Origin of the sequence: Corallococcus llansteffanensis, assembly GCF_003612055.1 — a bacterium.
GTDB classification, from domain to species: Bacteria; Myxococcota; Myxococcia; order Myxococcales; family Myxococcaceae; genus Corallococcus; species Corallococcus llansteffanensis.
Window position 1 is genome coordinate 1 of sequence record NZ_RAWB01000150.1, and the last position, 18255, is coordinate 18255.

Below are 18255 nucleotides of genomic sequence, written 5' to 3' on the forward strand. Positions count from 1 at the left end.
CCGTTGACGCGTCCCGCCCCTCGCCGGACGTCTGGTGCGAGGGATTGCCCGTGGAGCGCTGCGCCGAGTTCCCCGACGTGTGCCACCAGGCCGTCTACTGCGATGGCGAGCCCTTCTGCACATCGCGACGCGGCACGCAGGCCCCGACGTGTGGTGGCGAGGGGTACTCCGCCGGGGAGGTGGCCTGCTGCCCGGGGCTGATCGCGCGGTGTGGAAGGGTGACGGAAGGGACGTGTGATGCGGAGCACGGCACGGACCACCGGCCGCGCTGCATGCCCTGCGGCGATGGCGTGTGCAGCTCCCTGGAGCAGCGCTGCAACTGTCCCGAGGACTGCGCGGTCACCCCGCAACGGCGGAAGATCCTCTACCGCGGCAATCACCCCGAGGGACCCGGGAAGGGGAATCCCCACGGTCCCCCGAGGCTCACGCGGCCGGGCCAGTGCCTGGACACCCAGCGCGATCCGGAGCGGCTCCGCGGGTGCATGGTGGAATGGGCCCGCGCCGTCTTCGGACGCGACTCGGTGGAGGAGCTCCGCGACGCCACGAGCATCGAGCCCTTCACCGCCTTCGACCTGGACCTGATGCGATGTCTGGAATTGGAGCGGCGTGGAAGGTCGCAGGTGAAGGAGTCCTCCCGCGAAGCCTGTCTCGAAGCGCTCGCCCTCCAGACGAAGGATGGGCGGTTGGACAAGCTGCTGCGTCCCTGACCTCCTGGAGCCTCCCATGCCCTCCCGTTGCCTCCAGCTGCCGTGCTGTCTTGCGTTGCTCGTACTCCTGGCGGGAAGCCCTTCCGCGGACGCGACTACAATCCGTAACAACCCCCGTGACACCCCTGTCATGGAGGCCCTCCGACAGCGCAATCACAATCTCCTGCGCGAGCTGCTGATGAAGGGCAGCCCCAGGAACACGCCGGGCCTCCTGCCGGACTCGCGCCATGTCTCGCCGCTGATGTTCGCGTGCCAGCAGGGCGACGAGGAGGCCGCGAGCATCCTGCTGGACGCAGGAGCGGATGCCTCGCTGGCCGTTCCCAGACATTCCGCGGACTGGCTTGACTGGCAACCAAAGGGGTGGACCGCGCTCTGCTTCGCCCGCTGGAAGCACCTGAAGACCACCGAGAAGCGCCTGGTGTCCCTGGGCGTTCAGCCCCACCCGGACTGTCTGGGCGAAGCGGACTTCCTCGCCGCCGCCGAGGCAGGCCCCTCCACCAGGGTCTCACGGCTGGCAAAGCAGGCGCACGGCACGGTGCAGCCTGACGTGATCGACGCCGCGGTGCGCATCGCCCTGGAGCGCAAGGACCTTGCCCTGATGCGCGCCGTGTTGAAGGGGGTCCGCCCGCTGGCTCCACGCCATGTCATGACCTCCGGCAAGGGGTGGATGGCCCAGGCCTTGAGCCACGAGGATGTGGCCATGCTGGGCCTCCTGATGGACGCGGGGGTGGAGCCGCCGCTCGTCGACCTGGCGAGAGAGGGCCTCACCGGGCTGGTGGGGCGGGCCCTCCAGGCAGGGGCCTCTCCTGACGACGAGGGGGACGACCTGGAGGACACACCGCTGAGCGCGGCCGTGGAGCAGGGGCACGGGGACATCGTCCGGGCACTGCTGAAGGCGGGCGCGGATCCGAACAGGCAGGCGCAGCGCGGGGACCTGCCCCTGTTCCGGGCCCTCCAGAGGCTCCAGCGGCATGAGGAAGACGTGTCGCTCCTGGAGCTGCTGTTGAAGGCAGGAGCGGACGTCAATGCCAGGAGCCTCGGCGGTGCCACCGTCCTCCAGACCGCCGTGGGATCCTGCCATCCACGGGCGGTGGCGCTGCTGCTCGCCAGCAAGGCCCCCTGGGACACGCCTCCCGGTCGGGGCACCACGCTCTACGCGCAGGTGATGCGCACGCAGCCCCCCTGTTCGGAGATGCAGTCCGTGCGCATCTTCCATGCGCTTCGAGCAGGCGGGGTCCTCATCCGCGACAACGACGAGAAGGAGTGGTTCTTCCTCCGTCGCCAGCTGATCGAGCATCCCGCTTTCGAGCAACCGCTGCGGATGGCGGGGCTGAAGCTCCCTCCCGCCAGGGCCCCGGTGTTGAAGTTCCCTCACACCAGGACCCGGTGAAACACCGGTGCGCGCGTCAGCCCTTCACCGGGGGCTGCACACCGTGGCGCCCTCGTTCCAGATGGTGACGTTGCCCACCGGGTACACGGAGCAGTAGGCGCCGCAGCAGTCCTCGTTGGAGCGGCACTGCGAGCCCAGGGGCCGGCACGTGAAGTGCGGCGGCGTGGTGAGCCCGGTGGTGACGGTCTGCCAGGGAAGGCCCGGGCCCGTCCACGACAGCTGGGCGTGGGCGTTGCCGTAGCCCTCGAAGAACTCCATCACCAGCGCGTGCGCGCTGTTCGCCGTCAGCGACACCGCGACGTCGTGCGCCTGTCCGCCCTCCTCCTCCAACCAGTTGTCCACGAGCAGCGCGCCGTCCAACCACAGCCGCACGCCGTCCTCCGTGTTGGTGCGCAGCGTGTACGTGCCGGTGGCCGGCGCCGTGAGCGTGGCGGACCAGCGCGCGGACCAGCGATCCGCGGGCACGCCGGGCGCCGGAGCCGTGGCGCCCCAGAAGGTCCCCACGAAGCCCTCCTGTCGCACGACGGCGCGGTTGTAGAGGAACTCGGAGGTGAAGTACTCGGCCTTCACGCCGGGCTGCCCTTCGAAGACCTCGGGCGTGCACACGGCGTCCCCTTCGTTCCAGATGGTGACGTTGCCCACCGGGTACACGCTGCACCGGCTGGAGCGGCACTGCGTGTCCGCCGTGCAGTGGGCCCCCAGCGGCCGCGACAGGGGCAGCGCTGGCGCCTGCAGGCGGGAGACGGGCACGGTCTGCCAGGGCTGGCTGGCGCTCTGCCACTGGAGCAGCACGGACGCCGCGGCCTCCGCGTCGAAGAACTCCAGCACCAGGCTGGCGGGAATCTCCGCCGCGAGCGGGATGCTGCCCGAGTGCTGCTCGACGGCGTGCTCGAACCAGTCATCCACCAGGAGCTGGCCGTTCACCCACAGGCGCACGCCGCCGCTGGCGGAGGTGCGGAAGGTGTACGTCTGCGTGAAGGCGGGCGTGACGGAGCCCTCGATGCGCACACCGAAGAAGTCCGCGGGGATGCCGGGCACGGGCGCGGCCGTCCCGGGGTTCAGGTCCACGGTGGACAGGTGGCGCAGCACCGGCACGCCCTGCATCCGGAGGTTGGGGAAGTAGCGCGCCACCACACCGGGCTCCGACGTGGCGAACTTCATGACGACCGCGTACTGCGCGTTGGTGCCCTGCGCCGGAGAGGCCATGCCGCCGCCCAGGACCAGTGTCCCGGTGGGCACGGACTTCACGTACACCTTCATCGGGGTGGAGGAGCTGGACGTGGTCGCGGAGGGGTCGTTGGTGGCGAACACCTCGTCGGTGAGCGCCCAGGTGCCGTCCGCCAGCCATGCGGGCAGCACCGTGTTGCGCCGGTCCATGGCCACGTAGACGGTGGCGGCGGAGTTCAGCCTCAGCTGCACCTGCGACGCGCCGGTGTAGAGCTTGTCGTCATTCGCCGCCTGGAGCAGCACCCCGCCCTGGAGCCGCGAGGACAGGCCGGTGATGCTGTACGTCCGGTCGATGTAGAGCTGCGTGCCCGTCTGCGCCGTGGCGAAGGTGTAGGACCGGCCGGTGCCCACGGCATCCAGGGTGACCAGGCCGTTGGACGAGGTCAGCAGCCCCTGCGCCTCGGACCTGGGCGCCACGGACTCCACGGGCTCGGACGAAGGACCGCACGCCATCAGGGTGGCGACCACCACCGTGCCCACCAGGGCACGTGAAACAAGAGAACGACGCATCAGGACTCCACGGTGAAGAAGGAGACATCAGCGTGTGCCGCCGCCTTCCGCGAGAGAAGGGTCATGACGTCCAAACATGTGATTCCGGGTAATCTTGCGCCCATGCACGACACGTCCACCGGCAGTGTCCGTCACCCCAGCCTCTTCAAGCGCCTGTGCATCCCACTGCTCCTGGTGGTGGGCGTGATGACCATGGGGAGCGGGATGGGCAACCCGGGATGTGGGAGCAGCAGCGTCCCGGACTGCGAAGAAGGCTGTAACATCCAGGGCACGTACGCCCTGAGGTTCGTGATGGACAACCCGGTGCCGCGGAGCTGCTCGGACCTGGGCCTGACGCTGCCCACGGTGCTGGTCATCGAGCGTGAGGGCAACAGCGGCTACGTCAGCGGGCAACTCCTCGACCACAGGCTGACCGGCACCCTCTACGAGTCGACCAACACGAGCCTCCAGCTCTCGACCGAGACCACGGCGCCGGACGGCACCGGGATTGCCATCACCGTCATGGGCGATTTTTCAGAGGAGGCGCGGACCGCCACCCAGCCGTTGCGCTACTCAGGCTGGCTCTCCTTCCACAGCCGGGACGCGGCGGAGAAATGCAGCGTGACCAGCCATTTCACCGCGTTCCGCCAGTAGGCGGCCCGGCGTCCAGGCCCCCGGGGCACCCGCTCCGTCCGATGGACGGGGGTGGGGATCACAGGTACAAGGCCGCCGTCATGGAGGCCGTCCCCTTGAAGAAGCCCACCCTCGTCACTGAAATCTCGAAGGAGTTCACCTTCGAGGCCGCGCACCGCCTGCCCAACGTCCCCGTGGGGCACAAGTGCTCCCGGGTGCATGGCCACAGCTACCGCATCGAGATCACCATCCGCGGCCCCGTGCACCCGCAGCTCGGGTGGATCGTCGACTTCGCGGAGCTGAACGCGGCCTGGCAGCCGATCCACGCGCAGCTCGACCACCAGCTGCTCAACGACGTGCCCGGCCTGGAGAACCCCACGAGCGAGCTGCTGGCCGCGTGGCTCTTCGAGCGCCTGTTCATCCCCGGCACCCGCATCGCGCGCATCCGCGTCGCGGAGACCTGCACGTCCTCGTGCACGGTGTTCCCCGCCGAGGACTGACGCGTCAGCGCTCCACCTGACCCAGGTTGGCGTGGAGGACCGCGCCATTCAGGACGGGGGTGGTGGCGCAGGTGAAGAGGACGTCCGCGATCTCCCCGGGCGCGATGAGCCGCCCGAACGTCGTCATCCCCTCCACGCTCGCGCGGACCGCCGCGTCCGGGCCCAGGTGCTCGCGGAGCATCTCCGTGTCGGTGAACCCCGGGCAGACGCACGCGGTGTGGATCCGCGTCCCCGCGAGGTCCTGGCAGGTGGCCCGCATCATCCCGACGAGCGCGTGCTTGGTCGTCACGTAGGACGCCACGCCCTTCACCGCCTTCTCCGACAGCGTGGAGCCGACGTAGAGGATGGAGGAGCCGTCCGTGAGCAGCGGCCGCGCCAGGCGGTTGAGCACCAGGGGGGCGACGACGTTGACCTCCAGCACGCGGCGCAGGTGGTCCGCGTCCATGCTGAGCGCGTCGTCATGCTCGTAGAGCGCGGCGTTGTGCACCACGCAGAGCCGTCCGCCGCCCGTGCCCGGTCCAGCCTCGAGCGCGGGGGCGAGCTTCGCCTCCCACCCCGGGACGGCGAGGTCCACCGCCACGTTCACCACGCCCAGCACCGGGCACGGCTTGCGCGACACGTTCATCACGCGCCAGCCCGCTTGCTGGAAGCGCGCCGCCGTCGCCTCTCCGATGCCCCGGCTGGCGCCGGTGATGAGGGCCCAGTCAGCCATTCCGCTTCCACTCCCAGGTGGCCCACTGTCCGGGGCCCGAAGCGCACTTCACCACCAGCTCCGTGATGCGGTCGCGCGCCATCGCGGTGCCGTCCCCCACCAGCTCCTCGCCGAAGACGCGCGCCAGCTCCTCCAGCGTCACGTTGGCCGCGGGCAGCACCGTCACGTCGCGCGCGAGGAAGCGCAGCTCCTCGCCGTTGAAGTGCGCCACGTGGTTCCCGTTCGCGTCCTTCTCCAGCCGCAGGTGCCGCGAGCGGCCGGGCAGGAAGAAGGTCTCGTTCCAGGCCTTGCACCGGGCAATCACGGCCTGCTTGAGCGGGCCGTAGTCCGCGAGCAGGCCGTCCTCGGACACCTCGCCCGTCAGCGCGACGTAGACGGAGAAGTTGTGCCCATGCAGGTTCTCGCGGTGCGTGGCGGAGAAGATGGTGAAGTGCCCCGCGGAGAACTTCATCTCTTCTTTGTGCAGCTCGATGGTCGTTGTGCGCGCCATGGGATGGCGCAGGGCTTAGCACCAAGAGCGGAGGGAGCGGAACCGCTCCGTCCGCCCTCCGTTTTCGGGACGACTAGAAGAGGAAGTCCGTGGTGAGGAAATCCGACTCACGCCGGGTGAGGATGGATTGCACCAGGGTGGTGTTGTCCGGCGTCGTCTTCGTCGCCACCAGCGTGCGGATGGAGAACACGCGCAGCGCGTCCGCCACGGACAGGGTGCCCTCCGCGGAGTCCTTGCGGCCGTTGAACGGGAACGTGTCCGGCCCGCGCTGGCACTGGCAGTTGAGGTTGATGCGCCCCACCTGGTTGGAGAACGCGTCGATGAACCGGCCGATGCGCGCCGAGTCCTTCCCGAAGAGGCTGAGCTGCTGGCCGAAGTGCGACTCCACCACCAGTCGCACGGCTTCGTCGTCCTCGTCGAACACCATCACCGGCACCACCGGGCCGAACTGCTCCTCGCCCGCGAGCCGCATGTCCTTCGTCACGGGGTACACCACCGTGGGCGCGTAGAACGACCGCGACGACTGGCCGCCCGTCTTGTTCACCACGCGGGCGCCCTTGGACACCGCGTCGTCCACCAGCCCCTGGAGGAAGGCCGCCTTGCCCGGCTCCGGCAGGGGCGTGACGGCGACGCCCGGGTCCCACGGCATGCCGGGCTTGAGCTTGTCCACGGCGGCGGTGAACTTCTCCAGGAACACGTCGACGATGCTCCGGTGCACCACGAGCAGCTTGAGCGCCGTGCACCGCTGGCCGTTGAAGGACAGCGTGCCGGTGACGCACTCCTTCACCGCGTTGTCCAGGTCCGCGTCCTCCAGGATGATGGCCGGGTTCTTCGCATCCAGCCCCAGCACCGACTTCAAGCGGTGCGGGTGCGGGTGCATGCGCTTGAGCTCGCTCGCGCCCTTGTTGGTGCCGATGAAGGCGAACAGATCCACCTTGCCGCTCTCCATCAGCGCGCCCACCGTCTCACGGCCCCGGCCGTAGATGATGTTGATGACGCCGGGCGGGAAGCAGTCGCGGAACGCCTCCAGCAGCGGGCGCACCAGCAGCACGCCGAACTTCGCCGGCTTGAACACCACCGTGTTGCCCATCAGCAGCGCGGGGAACAGCGTGCTGAAGGTCTCGTTGAGCGGGTAGTTGTACGGGCCCATGCACAGCGCCACGCCCATGGGCGCCCGGCGGATCTGCGCCATGATGCCCTGGTCCTGGATGAAGCGGGACGAGGTGCGGTCCAGTTCCTTGAGCGCGCGGATGGTTTCGACAATCAGGTCGACGGTGCGGTCGAACTCCTTCTCCGAGTCTGGCTGCGGCTTGCCAATCTCCCACATGAGGAGGTTCACCACCGCCGTGCGCTGGGCGCGCATCGCCACCAGGAAGCGCTCCACGTGCTCGATGCGCTCGGCCACCCGCAGGGTCGGCCACACGCCGCGGCCCAGGTCGTAGGCCTTCACCGCCGCCGCGAGCGCGTCCAGGGACTCGCGCGAGGTGAGCAGCGGGGTCGCGCCAATGACCTTCTGCTGGAGCCCCTCAGGGGTCCGGACGAACACCGGGCTCTGCACCGGGTTGAGCTCGCCCGGCCAGACGCGCAGCTCGCCTCCGACCAGGTACTCGCGCTGCTCGAGGTACGCGGGGAGCCGCACGCCGGGAGGAATCTGCGCGTCGGTGGGGAAGAGGTCGTCGAGTGCCGTCGTCATGGGCGCCCTTTTAACGAAGCCTCCCGACACCGGCACGACATCCCGCATGCGTCGCCCGCGGGATGTGGGTGTGGGCCTCCCCGGACGCTCGCGCCCGGGCCCCGGTTCCCGTCATGATGAAACCATGATGAGGAGACGAGCCCCCCGTGCGGTTCGATGCGGGGTGCATCGGGATGATGGCTCCACCCTGATGCACCGAGGTGGCCCACGATGAAGTCCCTCCTTCGCAGCTCCCTGTCCACGCTCCTGATGCTGTTCGCAGCGCCCGTGCTGGCCCAGCCCGACGCGGGCACCGTGGGCACGAGCGTCATCATCGGCACGGTCATCGACTCCAGCACGAAGAAGCCCGTCGCTGACGTGGTCGTCACCGCGACCTCCCCCGCCATGCAGGGGGAGCAGACCGTGGTCACGGACACGCAGGGGAACTACCGCATCCCCCAGCTCCCCCCGGGCGTCTACACGCTGCGCTTCGAGAAGGAGTCGTTCAAGCCGTACGCACGGCCGGAAATCCAGCTGCTCCGCAACCGCACCATCCGCGTGAACGTGGAGCTGCTGCCTGACAGCTTCTCGCATAGCGTCGAAGTCATCGGCGCCCCGCCGACGATCGACGTGGGCTCCACGAACATGGGCGTGAACATCGACGAGGAGTTCATCAAGCGCATCGCGGTGGCTCGCCCGGCGGGCAAGGGAGGCGCGCGCAGCTACGAATCCCTGGCCGAGCTCTCCCGTGGCACGGGCGGATACGTGGTGGACGGACGGAGCACGAGCGAGTCGGTGAGCACCACCGCGTCGGGCACCAGCGACCGGCAGCGTGCTCCGGCCTGGGCCCTTCCGTACATGCACATCGTCGTCCCGGACGCGCCCTTCAGCGTGAGCGTGGAGGGCTTCCCGTCCCCCGCGCGCAAGGGCTACCAGGTGGTGCACATCGGCGTGAAGGCGCGCGAGGTGTCGCGGGCCCAGCGCAAACCCAGCCACCTGGTGTTCGTCATCGACGTGTCCGGGTCCATGGACATGGAGAACCGGCTCGGGCTGGTGAAGCAGTCGCTGCGGCTCCTCGTGGATGCATTGGATGAACGGGACCGGGTGTCCATCGTGGTCTACGGCAGCGAGGCCCGGCAGGTGCTCGCACCCACCAACGCCACCCGGAAGCAGGAGCTGCTGGCGGCCATCGACAGCCTCCACTCGGAAGGCTCCACCAACGCGCAGGCTGGGATTGAAATGGGCTACGCGCTGGCCGCGAGCCAGCTGGTGGAGGGCGGCATCAACCGCATCATCCTCTGCTCGGATGGCGTGGCGAACAACGGCATCACCCAGGCGGATGGCATCTGGGACCGGGTGAAGGCGCAGGCGGCGACGGGCATCACCCTGTCCACCGTGGGCTTTGGCATGGGCAACTACAACGACGTGCTGATGGAGCGGCTCTCACAGGTGGGCGAAGGCAACTACGCCTACGTGGACAAGCTGGACGAGGCCCGCCGCATCTTCGTGCAGAACCTCACTGGCACGCTCCAGGTGGTGGCCAAGGACGTGAAGATCCAGGTGGAGTTCGACCGCAAGACCGTGTCCCGCTACCGCCTGATTGGCTACGAGAACCGGCTGCTCACCAAGCAGCAGTTCGCGGACGACACCGTGGACGCGGGCGAGGTGGGCGCGGGCCACGCCGTCACCGCCCTCTACGAGGTGAAGCTGCGCGCCCCGTCCCAGACCTCCTTCGGCACGCTGCGCATCCGCTACAAGGCGCCCCAGGGTGGCAAGTCGCAGCTCATCGAGAAGGCGATGCCCTCCGTGCTGCTGCGTCCGGCCTATGAGCAGGCCGCGGCCCCCACGCGCCTGTCCTACGTCGCGGCCGCCTTCGCGGAGAAGCTGCGCGGGTCCTACTGGGCGCGGCCGCTCACCTACGATGCGCTCGTGTCGCTGTGGGAGGAGCTGGGCGCGCCGATGAAGGCCCGGCCGGACGTGGTGGAGCTGGGGACGCTCATCCGCTCGGCCCGGACGCTGGACCGACGTGCGGACCGCTTCGAGTCCTTCGCGCCGGTGCGCACGATGGACGCCGACCGCGTCCCCACCATCAAGTAAGGCCCCGCCCGAATGATCCGCAGGCTGCTGCCCACCCTCGTCGCCCTCGTGCTCGGCCTCGCCGGGCTCGGGGTCGGCCTGGGCCAACTCCACCGCATCTTCGCCACCGAGCGCGAGGATGCGCGGGCCTCGCTCCAGTCCCGGCGCGAGGCCCTGGAGCAGTACGCCCGCGTCTCGCTGGGACAGGCGCTGCGCGAGGGGATGGAGGCCGCGCGCCCCACCCTGGAGGCAGCGAAGGAGGACCCGCTGATGGCCGCACCGGGGCTGTACCTGCGCGAGCAGGGCGAACAACTGTTGCCCCGGCTGACCCTCTTCGACACGGCCGGGGACGCGCCCGCGAAGGAGCGCTACGCGAGGCTGCGCGCGGGCACGGAGGTCGCGGACGAGGACGAGGGGCCCTGGCGGGAGCGGCTGGAGCAGATGATCAGCGTGGAGCGGGCGCTGGCGGCGAAGGACCGCAAGGGCACCCTGCTGGCGGTGATGGCGCTGTTGCGGCACCGGACCCGCTTCGTGCTCGCGTCCACGCGCGACCTGCCGTCGCTGCTGGTGGTGCTCGAGGACGTGGCGGCGCGGGGCGACGTGGTGCCGGACCTGATGCGGGGGCTGGTGCGCGACGGGCTGCTGGACGGTCAGGGCGGAGGACGGCTGGAGGGCATGCAGCGGTGGGTCCTGCTCAAGCGCTCGCGCTTCACGCGGGAGGACTTCGACTTCCTGCGCGAACGGGTGGCGGCGCTCTCCGTGCGCGTGGGCGTGCCCGTGGCGGACTTCGAGGCGCGGGCCCGGGAGCTGGCCGCCACGCCGTTGGAGCTGCCCGAGGCCGTCCCGGAGCCCCTGGTGGTGCGCGCCGGCTGGTACCTGGAGCCCGTGGAACCGCGCGGCGTGCGCGGCGTGGCGTTGGACCTGCCCGGGTTGCTGGAGGGGCTCACCCGCGAGATGCGGGAGCGCGGGCTGCTGGAGGCGGACGGGCGCGTGGCGCTGCCGGGGAACGCTCCGGTGCTGTCGCTCGCGGCGCTGCCGGTGGCGGTGGAGTCGCCCGCGTGGGCGCAAGGTGAGGCGGCGCTGGAGAGTCGCTACCGGCTCAAGTCGCTGATGCTGGCGCTGTGCGCGGCGCTGGCGCTCACCATCGCGGCGCTGGCCTTCGTGGCGCAGCACCGCAAGTACCGCTTCCTGGAGCTGAAGAGCGACTTCGTGGCCACGGTGTCGCACGAGCTGCGCACGCCGCTGGCCTCCATCCGCCTGCTCGCGGAGACGCTGGAGTGGCGGGTGGCGGAGGGCGCGGACGCGAAGGACTACCCGGCGCGCATCATCCGCGAGGCGGACGGGCTGGGCTTCCTGGTGGAGAACCTGCTGTCCTTCAACCGCATCGACAAGGGCCGCTGGGTGCCGAGGCTCGCGCCGGTGCGCCTGGACGAGCTGGTGTCCGGGCTGCGGCGGGACCTGGAGTCGGGGGCCCCGGTGCCGGTGGAGCTGACGGCGGACGTGGACGAGCGCGAGTTGAACGCGGACGCGCAGCTCCTGCGGCTGCTGCTCGCGAACCTGGCGCGCAACGCCTGCGCGTACAACACCCGCAGCCCCGTGCGCCTGCACGTGGCGACGCTGCCGGGGGGCCGGGTGCGCTTCACGGACAACGGCACCGGCATCCCGGAGGCCGAGTGGGAGCGCGTCTTCGGCGAGTTCTACCGGCTGTCCGGCCGCGGCGGCCGCGAGGTGCCCGGCAGCGGGCTGGGGCTCGCGCTGTGCCGGCGCATCGCCCGGCTGCACGGGGGCACGCTGCGCGTGGCGGCCTCCAGCGCGGACGGCACCACCTTCGAGTTGACCCTTCCCGAGTACCCCTCCGGAGCACGGAGCCCGAGCACCGCATGAGCCCCAACACCCCCACCCTCCTCGTCGTGGAGGACGACCCGAACCTGCGGCTCGCGCTGCGTGACAACCTGGAGCACCAGGGGGGCTACGCCGTGGAGGAGGCCGCCACGGTGAAGGAGGCGCGCGAGCACCTGGCCCGCCGCGACTTCCAGCTCATCCTCCTGGACGTGATGCTCCCGGACGGCGACGGCTATTCGTTGTGCCGCGCGCTGCGCGAGGAGGGCTCCACCGTGCCGGTGCTGATGCTCACCGCGCGCACGCTGGAGGAGGACGTGGTGCGAGGCTTCGAGGTGGGGGCGCAGGACTACCTGGGCAAGCCCTACCGGCTGCGCGAATTGCTGGCGCGGGTGGGCGCCCAGGTGAAGCGCTCGGGCGTCACTCCCGCGAAGCTGCTGCGCTTCGCCGGCTACAGCGTGGACCTGGACCGGCGCCGGGTGGAGACGCCGGAGGGCGCGGAGGTGGACCTGACGCGCAAGGAGTTCGACCTGCTGGCCTTCTTCGTGCGCGAGCGCGAACGGGCACTGCGGCGCGATGAAATCCTGGACGCCGTCTGGGGCACGGATGTGGTGGTGGATCCGCACACGGTGGACAACTTCGTCTCCAGCCTGAAGCGCAAGCTGAAGTGGACCAGCGCGTCGCGCTTCTCCCTCCAGACGGTGCGCGGCGTGGGCTACCGGCTGGAGGTGGAGAAGGGCTCCTGAGTCCTGTCACCCCGCCCGGTGCTTTCGTCCCTCGCCCCGGCGGTTTCGTCACATAACGCCCCGTCGCCCTGAAGCGGACGGCTACTCCTCGGGGTGCGTCGTGCGCCCTTCGCACGACTCCCGAGGAGTCACCGTGAAAGTCTTCAGCGCTGTCCGAAGCACCTTCCTTGCGAGCACGCTCGTCCTGACGTCCCTCCCCGGCTGCCAGGGCGAGGACGTCCCGGACCCCGGGCCCGGGGAGGCAATCCAGTCCACCCCCCAGGCCCTCACCACCTGCGCCATCGCGGTGCCGGCCATGACGGGCTCCACGACCCCTTCGGGCAGCGTGACGCGTTCGGGAGTCTACAGCGCCTCCTACGAGGCCTGGCAGGCGTTCGACGCGAACAACGGCTCGCTGTGGATCTCCGCGGTGAACCAGACGCCCGCATGGATCGGCTATCAGGTGCCCGCCGGCACCGCGGCGATCCACCGTTATGCCCTTGCCTTCGCCAACGGGCCCAGCCTCACCACGCGCGCGCCGAAGGACTGGACGTTCCAGGGCTGGAACGGTTCGTCGTGGGTGGTGCTGGATACGCGCACGAACCAGACGAACTGGGGCGGTTTCGAGCGGCGTGAGTTCACGCTGGCCGCGCCCGCGTCCTACAGCCAGTACCGCCTGAACGTGACGGATGACAACGACACCCGCGCGGGCGTGGTCGTCATCTCCCTCAACCGTCTGGAGTTGATCAGCTGCGTGAGCGATGGAATCACGAATCCCGTCACGGCCCTGTGGACGCGGACCTCCGGCGTGGCGGGGGTCCCCGTGCGCGTGCACGACCTCGTGGGAGACCCGGCCGGACGCTCCTACATCACGGGCTTCACGACGGGCGGCCTGGACGGCAACCCGCTCATCGGGGGAATGGATGCCTTCCTCAACGCGCGCGACTGGAACGGCAACCGCATCTGGTCGCTCCAGCTCGGCGCGCCGGGCAGCGTCACCCTGGGTTACGGCATCGCGACGAACCGGACCTGGGAGGAGATCTACGTGGGCGGGTTCACGGATGGGTCCATGGATGGCACGCCGAAGGTCGGCGTCCGGGAGGCCTTCGTGACGAAGTACCGCTACACCGGCGTCCGGCAGTGGACCCGGCAGCTTGGCGCGGCAGGAGCTTCCACGGAGGGCTATGACGTCGCGGTCGACACCGCGGACAATGCCTTCCTCGTGGGCACCGTCACGGGCGGCCTGGACGGGAACACGCTCACCGGCACCATGGATGCCTTCGTGACGAAGTACGACGCCGCGGGCACCAAACAGTGGACCCGGCAGACGGGCGCCGCGGGCCAGAACACGATTGGGCGGCGGGCGGCCACCGACGCGGCCGGCAATGTCTATGTCTCCGGCTGGACCTACGGCGGGCTGGATGGGAACACGCGGATGGGCGTGCAGGACTTCTTCGTCATCAAGTACGACGCCGCGGGCAACAAGCAGTGGACCCGGCAGCTGGGGTCCTCGGGCAACAACGTCTGGCTGTATGGCTCGGCGACGGATGCGGCGGGCAATGTCTATCTGACGGGCCAGAGCGGCGGCGGGCTGGATGGGAATCCGAATCCCACCACGGGAGGGGATGTCTACCTGGCCAAGTACGACCCTTCGGGCAACCGGCTGTGGACCCGGGAATTCAGCGCGGCGAATGGCATCTGGGCCTCGGGCATCTTCATCGACACGACGGGTGTCTATGTGAGCGGCGGCGCGCAGGGAGACGTGGGCAACCTCTCCAACGCCACGTTCATCAAGGGGCACAACTACGTCGCGAAGTTCGACACCGCGGGCAACCGGCTGTGGGTGGTCCAGCAGAACCCTGCGGTGTTGGCGGCGGGAGGGCAGGCCCCCGTCTACAGCAATGGCGTGAACCGGGAGTCCAACGGCAACCTCTATCTGGGCGGCTATACGGAGGGGAACTTCGACGGCAACGTGCTCGTGGGGCAGTACGACACGTTCGTGACGAAGCTCGCGGCGCCTTGAGTTGAAGCGGAAGGGCAGCGCGGTGGCGGGGGTCCGCCGCGCTGTCACTCCTCCGCTTCGGCGGGGATGCCCATGACGATGGCGCGGGAGCGGGTGCGCTGCTCGCCCTCGGGGTCGGAGGCGAGGAACGCGGCGAACCGCTCGCGGGCCTCGGTGTAGCGGCGCAGGGCGACGAGAGAGGCGATCTCCAGGCCCCGCGCATCCCGATACTCATTGAGTTCCTGGGAGGTGTTCCCCGCGCCCCAGTTCGCGATGAAGGCACGGCAGGGGGCGAGTGCCTCCGGGTAGAATCTCCCGGTCCCCGGCAGGTCGCATCGTCGGAAGTCGAGGCTCCGGCGGACGTCTTCGGTGGGCTGTCCAAGACCTTCGAGTCGGGCGATCTCCCGCGCGGCCTCTTCCTCCTCCTTACGGAGCTCGGCCTGCATCTCCCGCCGGCCCTGCTCCACCGAGGCGCGGGAGATGACGGTGCTCCGCACGAGGCTGTCCACCGCGGGCGCCAGGGCGCTGTCCGGATACGTCCGCAGGAAGGCAGGGCCGTCACCCAGCACGGCGTCCCACTGGTTCAGGTTCCGCAGGGCGGAGAGCCGCAACCAGGCGGCCTGCTCGGCCGGAAGGCGTCCCTCATGACGGGGCAGGTCCAGACGGGAGACGAGGTCCGCATCCCGGACGAGCGAGCGCCAGCGCTCCCGGCTCGAATGGGCATCGAGCAGCACCAACGCCGCCGCGGACCGCTCCGCGGGTGGGAGCCTCGCGTCTTCGATGACCGCGCGCAGTCGCTCGACCTGGACCGGCGGGGCGGTCGGGAGCGGGCGCGCGGGCGCCACGAGCCCCGGCTCCACCCGGGCCAGGATTCTCGGCAAGGGAGACGGCGTCGGACGCGCGACGGCGCCCGCCGGTGGGGATGGCGCGATGGGCGACGCGGGGCGCGCATTCACGCCTTCTGATGCGGCTGGAGCGGTGGGCAATCCAGGACGCGCAATCGCGCCTTCGGATGCGGCTGGCGACGTGGGCACGCCAAGCTGTGCAATCGCACCTTCGGATGCGGCTGGAGCGGTAGGCAATCCGGGACGCGTAATCGCGCCTTCTGATGCGGCTGGAGCGGCGGGCACTCCAGGACGCGCAATCGCGCCTTCGGATGCGGTTGGAGCGGTGGGCACTCCAGGATGTGCAATCGCTCCTGCCGGTTCCCCCTGCACGACGGGCGAAGCCGGGAGCAGTTCCCCCTGCCCCGGTCCCACCTGCACGGGCGGAACGGGCGGGCGCCGCAGAAAGACCGCGACACCGGGCAGCGCGAGCCCCACGGCCACCAGCAGGGCGGTGAGCACCGTGGATGCACGGCGGCCACGCGCCTCGCGACCGTCGGCGGACGGCTCGGCGTCATCCTCGCCCTCTACGTACAGCGTGCCGTCTCGCAACTCGGGCGAACGCACAGGCAGGTCTTCATCGGGGTCGGGCCCCGGGGAGCTTCGAGTCACGGCGGGGCGCGACGTTAGCCGAAGCGGCCCACCCTTTCCCGTCGGCCCCCCACGGCACATGGTTCCTCCGCTACGCTGCGAACCCAGGGGGTGCCAGGAACACCATGCCGCACGGGGCAGCGCTGGAGGTAGTGAGGCGCCTGTCCGCGATGCGGCGGGTCTGGCTGTGGGGCATGGCCGCGGGCTTCCTGGGCGCGGTCCCCCATGCCCTGCGCGCCTACGCCGAGGAGCCCCGCGACTTCCTCTTCAAGCTCGCCCTCGCGTTGGTGCCCTACAGCGCCTGGGCCCTGCTCGGGCCGCTGGTGCTCGCCGTCTTCCAACGCGTTCCCCCCGAACCGCCCCGGCTGGCGCGCCACCTGTCCGTGCTGCTGGTCGCGGGAGCGGGCTTCGTCCAGGTGCACGTGCTGCTGCTCGCGCCGGTCCTGGCGGCGCTCCAGCAATGGAGCGTGCACGGAGTGTCCTTCACGCAAGGCGTGTGGCGACTGCTGCTCGAGCGCGGCGCGCTGGGCTACTTCGAGTACCTGCTCTTCCTCGCCGCCTGGACCGCCCTGCGCACGACACGGCGCCTGCGGGAGCGGGAGCTGGCGGAGTCGCGCCTCGCGGTCCAGCTCGCGGAGGCCCGGCTCCAGGCGCTGAGGGCACAGCTGGATCCGCACTTCCTCTTCAACACGCTGAACGCGGTGGCGGGGCTGGTCCGCCAGCAGCGCAACCCGGAGGCGGTGGAGGCCCTGGCGGAGCTGGGACACCTGCTGCGCGTGAGCCTGGAGGGCCGGGGAGACCACGAGGTGCTGCTGGAGGACGAGCTGGAGCTGGTGCGGCGCTTCCTGGGCATCGAACAGCTCCGCTTCGGCGGACACCTGGAGATCCACCTGACGCCCGCGCCAGACACGCTGCGGGCCCGGGTGCCCGCCCTCATCCTCCAGCCGCTGGTGGAGAACGCCATCAAGCACGGCATCGCCCGCCGCGCGGGCCAGGGCCACCTGCACGTGAGCACCACGCGGCAGGGCCCCCGCCTGCTGCTCGAAGTGCGGGATGACGGGCCGGGCCTGCGGGCGGGAGGCGCCGGAGGCACGGGCATCGGCGTGGCCAACACCCGCGCCCGCATCCGGCAGCTCTACGGCGAGCGCTATGGTCTGACGCTGGAGGACCTGCCCGGCGGTGGCGTGCTGGCGAAGGTGGAGCTGCCATTCGTGGAGGGAAGGCCTGACATGACGCGGGGTCCTCGTGCTTGAAGCAGACCGTCGGGAAGGCTGGCGCGTCCTGGTGGTGGACGACGAGCAGCTGGCCCGGGACAGCGTGAAACACCTGCTCGCCCAGGCGCCGGAAGTCACCGCCGTGCACGAATGCCAGGGAGGCCGCGAGGCCGTGGACTTCATCCTGCGGGAGCGTCCGGACCTGGTGTTCCTGGACGTGCAGATGCCAGAGGTGGATGGCTTCGACGTCCTGCGCGAAGTGGGCGTGGAGCGGATGCCGCCCGTCATCTTCGTGACGGCCTTCGACCGGTACGCGGTGCGTGCCTTCGAGGCGAACGCGCTGGACTACCTGCTCAAGCCCTTCAGCGACCAGCGCTTCCGGGACGCGCTGGAGCGAGCCCGGCAACAGCGCGCCCAGGGCCGGGACCGGGAGCTGTTGAAACACCTCTCCTCCCTGCTCGAACAGCACCGGGCGCCACCTCCGCCCCCCGAACCCTCCCGGACCTCCAGCGGCGGTCCGGTGGAGCGCATCGCGGTGAAGACGGGCGGCAAGGTGTTGCTCATCCCCGTCGAGGAGCTGGACTGGTGCGAGGCGGAAGGCAACTACGTGGTGCTGCACGCGGGGGCCCGGAAGCCCATGCTCCGCGAGACGCTGGCCCAGGTGGAGCAGTGGTTGGATCCGCGCCGCTTCGTGCGCGTCCACCGCTCCGTGCTGGTCAACGTGGACCGCATCCGTGAGCTGGAGCCTGACGTGGACAAAGGCTGGGTGGTGGTGCTCCGCGACGGGACCCGGCTGCGACTGAGCCCCGGCCGCAAGGCCGCGGTGGAGGCCCTGCTGCGCCAGTCGTTCTGACTTCGTCCCAGCCGGCGGACGTTTCATCCCGCGCTCCAGCGGTTCCGACACATCACTTCACGGCGCGCATGGCCGCGCCCGTACAACGACGGCACGGCCCAACGCTCGCGCAGCCCGCGCGAGAGCGCCCGGGCCGTCACCTGAAGCGATGGCTGCAAGGAGCACCGCATGCGCGTTCCCACCTCCAGAACAGGCCTCTTCCTGGCCGCCGCCCTGACCCTGGCCAGCGTGCCGGGATGTCAGGGGGAAGC

Annotated in this window: 14 protein-coding genes and 1 pseudogene; 10 read left to right on the plus strand and 5 right to left on the minus strand. The window is 70.2% G+C overall.

What is annotated here, in order from left to right; genetic code table 11:
• Together D7V93_RS16295 and D7V93_RS16300 are read left to right on the plus strand one after the other, a co-directional pair.
• A pseudogene (locus D7V93_RS16295) lies at window positions 1–707 on the plus strand (hypothetical protein); the annotation flags it as partial.
• Window positions 708–723: 16 nt separating this feature from the next.
• Window positions 724–2097, plus strand: a complete 1374-nt coding sequence (locus D7V93_RS16300) for an ankyrin repeat domain-containing protein (RefSeq protein ID WP_158623762.1) — start codon at window positions 724–726, stop codon at window positions 2095–2097.
• A 24-nt stretch (window positions 2098–2121) separates the two neighbouring features.
• Here the strand turns inward: D7V93_RS16300 and D7V93_RS16305 are convergent, their stop codons facing one another.
• Entirely contained in the window at window positions 2122–3834 is a 1713-nt protein-coding gene (locus D7V93_RS16305; RefSeq protein ID WP_120644291.1) for a PA14 domain-containing protein, read from the minus strand.
• Between the two features lie 63 nt (window positions 3835–3897).
• Between D7V93_RS16305 and D7V93_RS16310 the strand changes: the two genes are divergently transcribed.
• Complete coding sequence (locus tag D7V93_RS16310; RefSeq protein ID WP_147451196.1) at window positions 3898–4467, plus strand: hypothetical protein; 570 nt, start codon at window positions 3898–3900, stop codon at window positions 4465–4467.
• Window positions 4468–4547: 80 nt separating this feature from the next.
• Window positions 4548–4946, plus strand: a complete 399-nt coding sequence (gene queD / locus D7V93_RS16315) for a 6-carboxytetrahydropterin synthase QueD (protein ID WP_120644293.1) — start codon at window positions 4548–4550, stop codon at window positions 4944–4946.
• 4 nt (window positions 4947–4950) lie between these two features.
• On the opposite strand, the gene D7V93_RS16320 is transcribed toward queD, so the two are convergent.
• The 3 genes from D7V93_RS16320 to D7V93_RS16330 form a co-directional block, all read right to left on the minus strand.
• Window positions 4951–5658, minus strand: a complete 708-nt coding sequence (locus tag D7V93_RS16320; RefSeq protein ID WP_120644294.1) for an SDR family NAD(P)-dependent oxidoreductase — start codon at window positions 5656–5658, stop codon at window positions 4951–4953.
• Window positions 5651–6148: a 6-pyruvoyl trahydropterin synthase family protein gene (locus D7V93_RS16325; RefSeq protein WP_120644295.1), complete on the minus strand. Its 498-nt coding sequence runs from the start codon at window positions 6146–6148 to the stop codon at window positions 5651–5653. Before D7V93_RS16325 ends, D7V93_RS16320 begins: the two co-directional genes overlap by 8 nt.
• 73 nt (window positions 6149–6221) lie before the next feature.
• Window positions 6222–7841 carry an NADP-dependent glyceraldehyde-3-phosphate dehydrogenase gene (locus D7V93_RS16330; RefSeq protein ID WP_120644296.1) on the minus strand — a complete coding sequence of 540 codons (1620 nt, stop codon included), beginning with the start codon at window positions 7839–7841 and terminating at the stop codon, window positions 6222–6224.
• A 210-nt stretch (window positions 7842–8051) separates the two neighbouring features.
• Between D7V93_RS16330 and D7V93_RS16335 the strand changes: the two genes are divergently transcribed.
• The 4 genes from D7V93_RS16335 to D7V93_RS16350 all read left to right on the plus strand — a co-directional run bounded on the left by D7V93_RS16335 (window position 8052) and on the right by D7V93_RS16350 (window position 14483).
• Window positions 8052–9917, plus strand: coding sequence for a YfbK domain-containing protein (locus tag D7V93_RS16335; protein WP_120644297.1), 1866 nt, complete (start codon window positions 8052–8054; stop codon window positions 9915–9917).
• 12 nt (window positions 9918–9929) lie between these two features.
• Window positions 9930–11780, plus strand: coding sequence for a sensor histidine kinase (locus D7V93_RS16340; protein WP_120644298.1), 1851 nt, complete (start codon window positions 9930–9932; stop codon window positions 11778–11780).
• Complete coding sequence (locus D7V93_RS16345; protein ID WP_120644299.1) at window positions 11777–12481, plus strand: response regulator transcription factor; 705 nt, start codon at window positions 11777–11779, stop codon at window positions 12479–12481. The genes D7V93_RS16340 and D7V93_RS16345 overlap by 4 nt, the downstream gene beginning before the upstream one ends.
• A gap of 133 nt (window positions 12482–12614) precedes the next feature.
• The gene (locus D7V93_RS16350; protein WP_120644300.1) at window positions 12615–14483 is read left to right on the plus strand and encodes an SBBP repeat-containing protein; all 1869 of its coding nucleotides are present in this window, start codon (window positions 12615–12617) and stop codon (window positions 14481–14483) included.
• Window positions 14484–14527: 44 nt separating this feature from the next.
• Here the strand turns inward: D7V93_RS16350 and D7V93_RS16355 are convergent, their stop codons facing one another.
• Entirely contained in the window at window positions 14528–15307 is a 780-nt protein-coding gene (locus D7V93_RS16355; protein WP_147451197.1) for a hypothetical protein, read from the minus strand.
• A 782-nt stretch (window positions 15308–16089) separates the two neighbouring features.
• On the opposite strand from D7V93_RS16355, the gene D7V93_RS16360 reads away from it, so the two are divergent.
• Both D7V93_RS16360 and D7V93_RS16365 read left to right on the plus strand, forming a co-directional pair.
• Window positions 16090–17190 (plus strand): sensor histidine kinase, encoded by a 1101-nt coding sequence (locus D7V93_RS16360; RefSeq protein WP_158623763.1) that lies wholly within the window; start codon window positions 16090–16092, stop codon window positions 17188–17190.
• Window positions 17183–18004, plus strand: coding sequence for a LytR/AlgR family response regulator transcription factor (locus tag D7V93_RS16365; RefSeq protein WP_120644303.1), 822 nt, complete (start codon window positions 17183–17185; stop codon window positions 18002–18004). Before D7V93_RS16360 ends, D7V93_RS16365 begins: the two co-directional genes overlap by 8 nt.
• The last annotated feature ends 251 nt before the right edge of the window (window positions 18005–18255 follow it).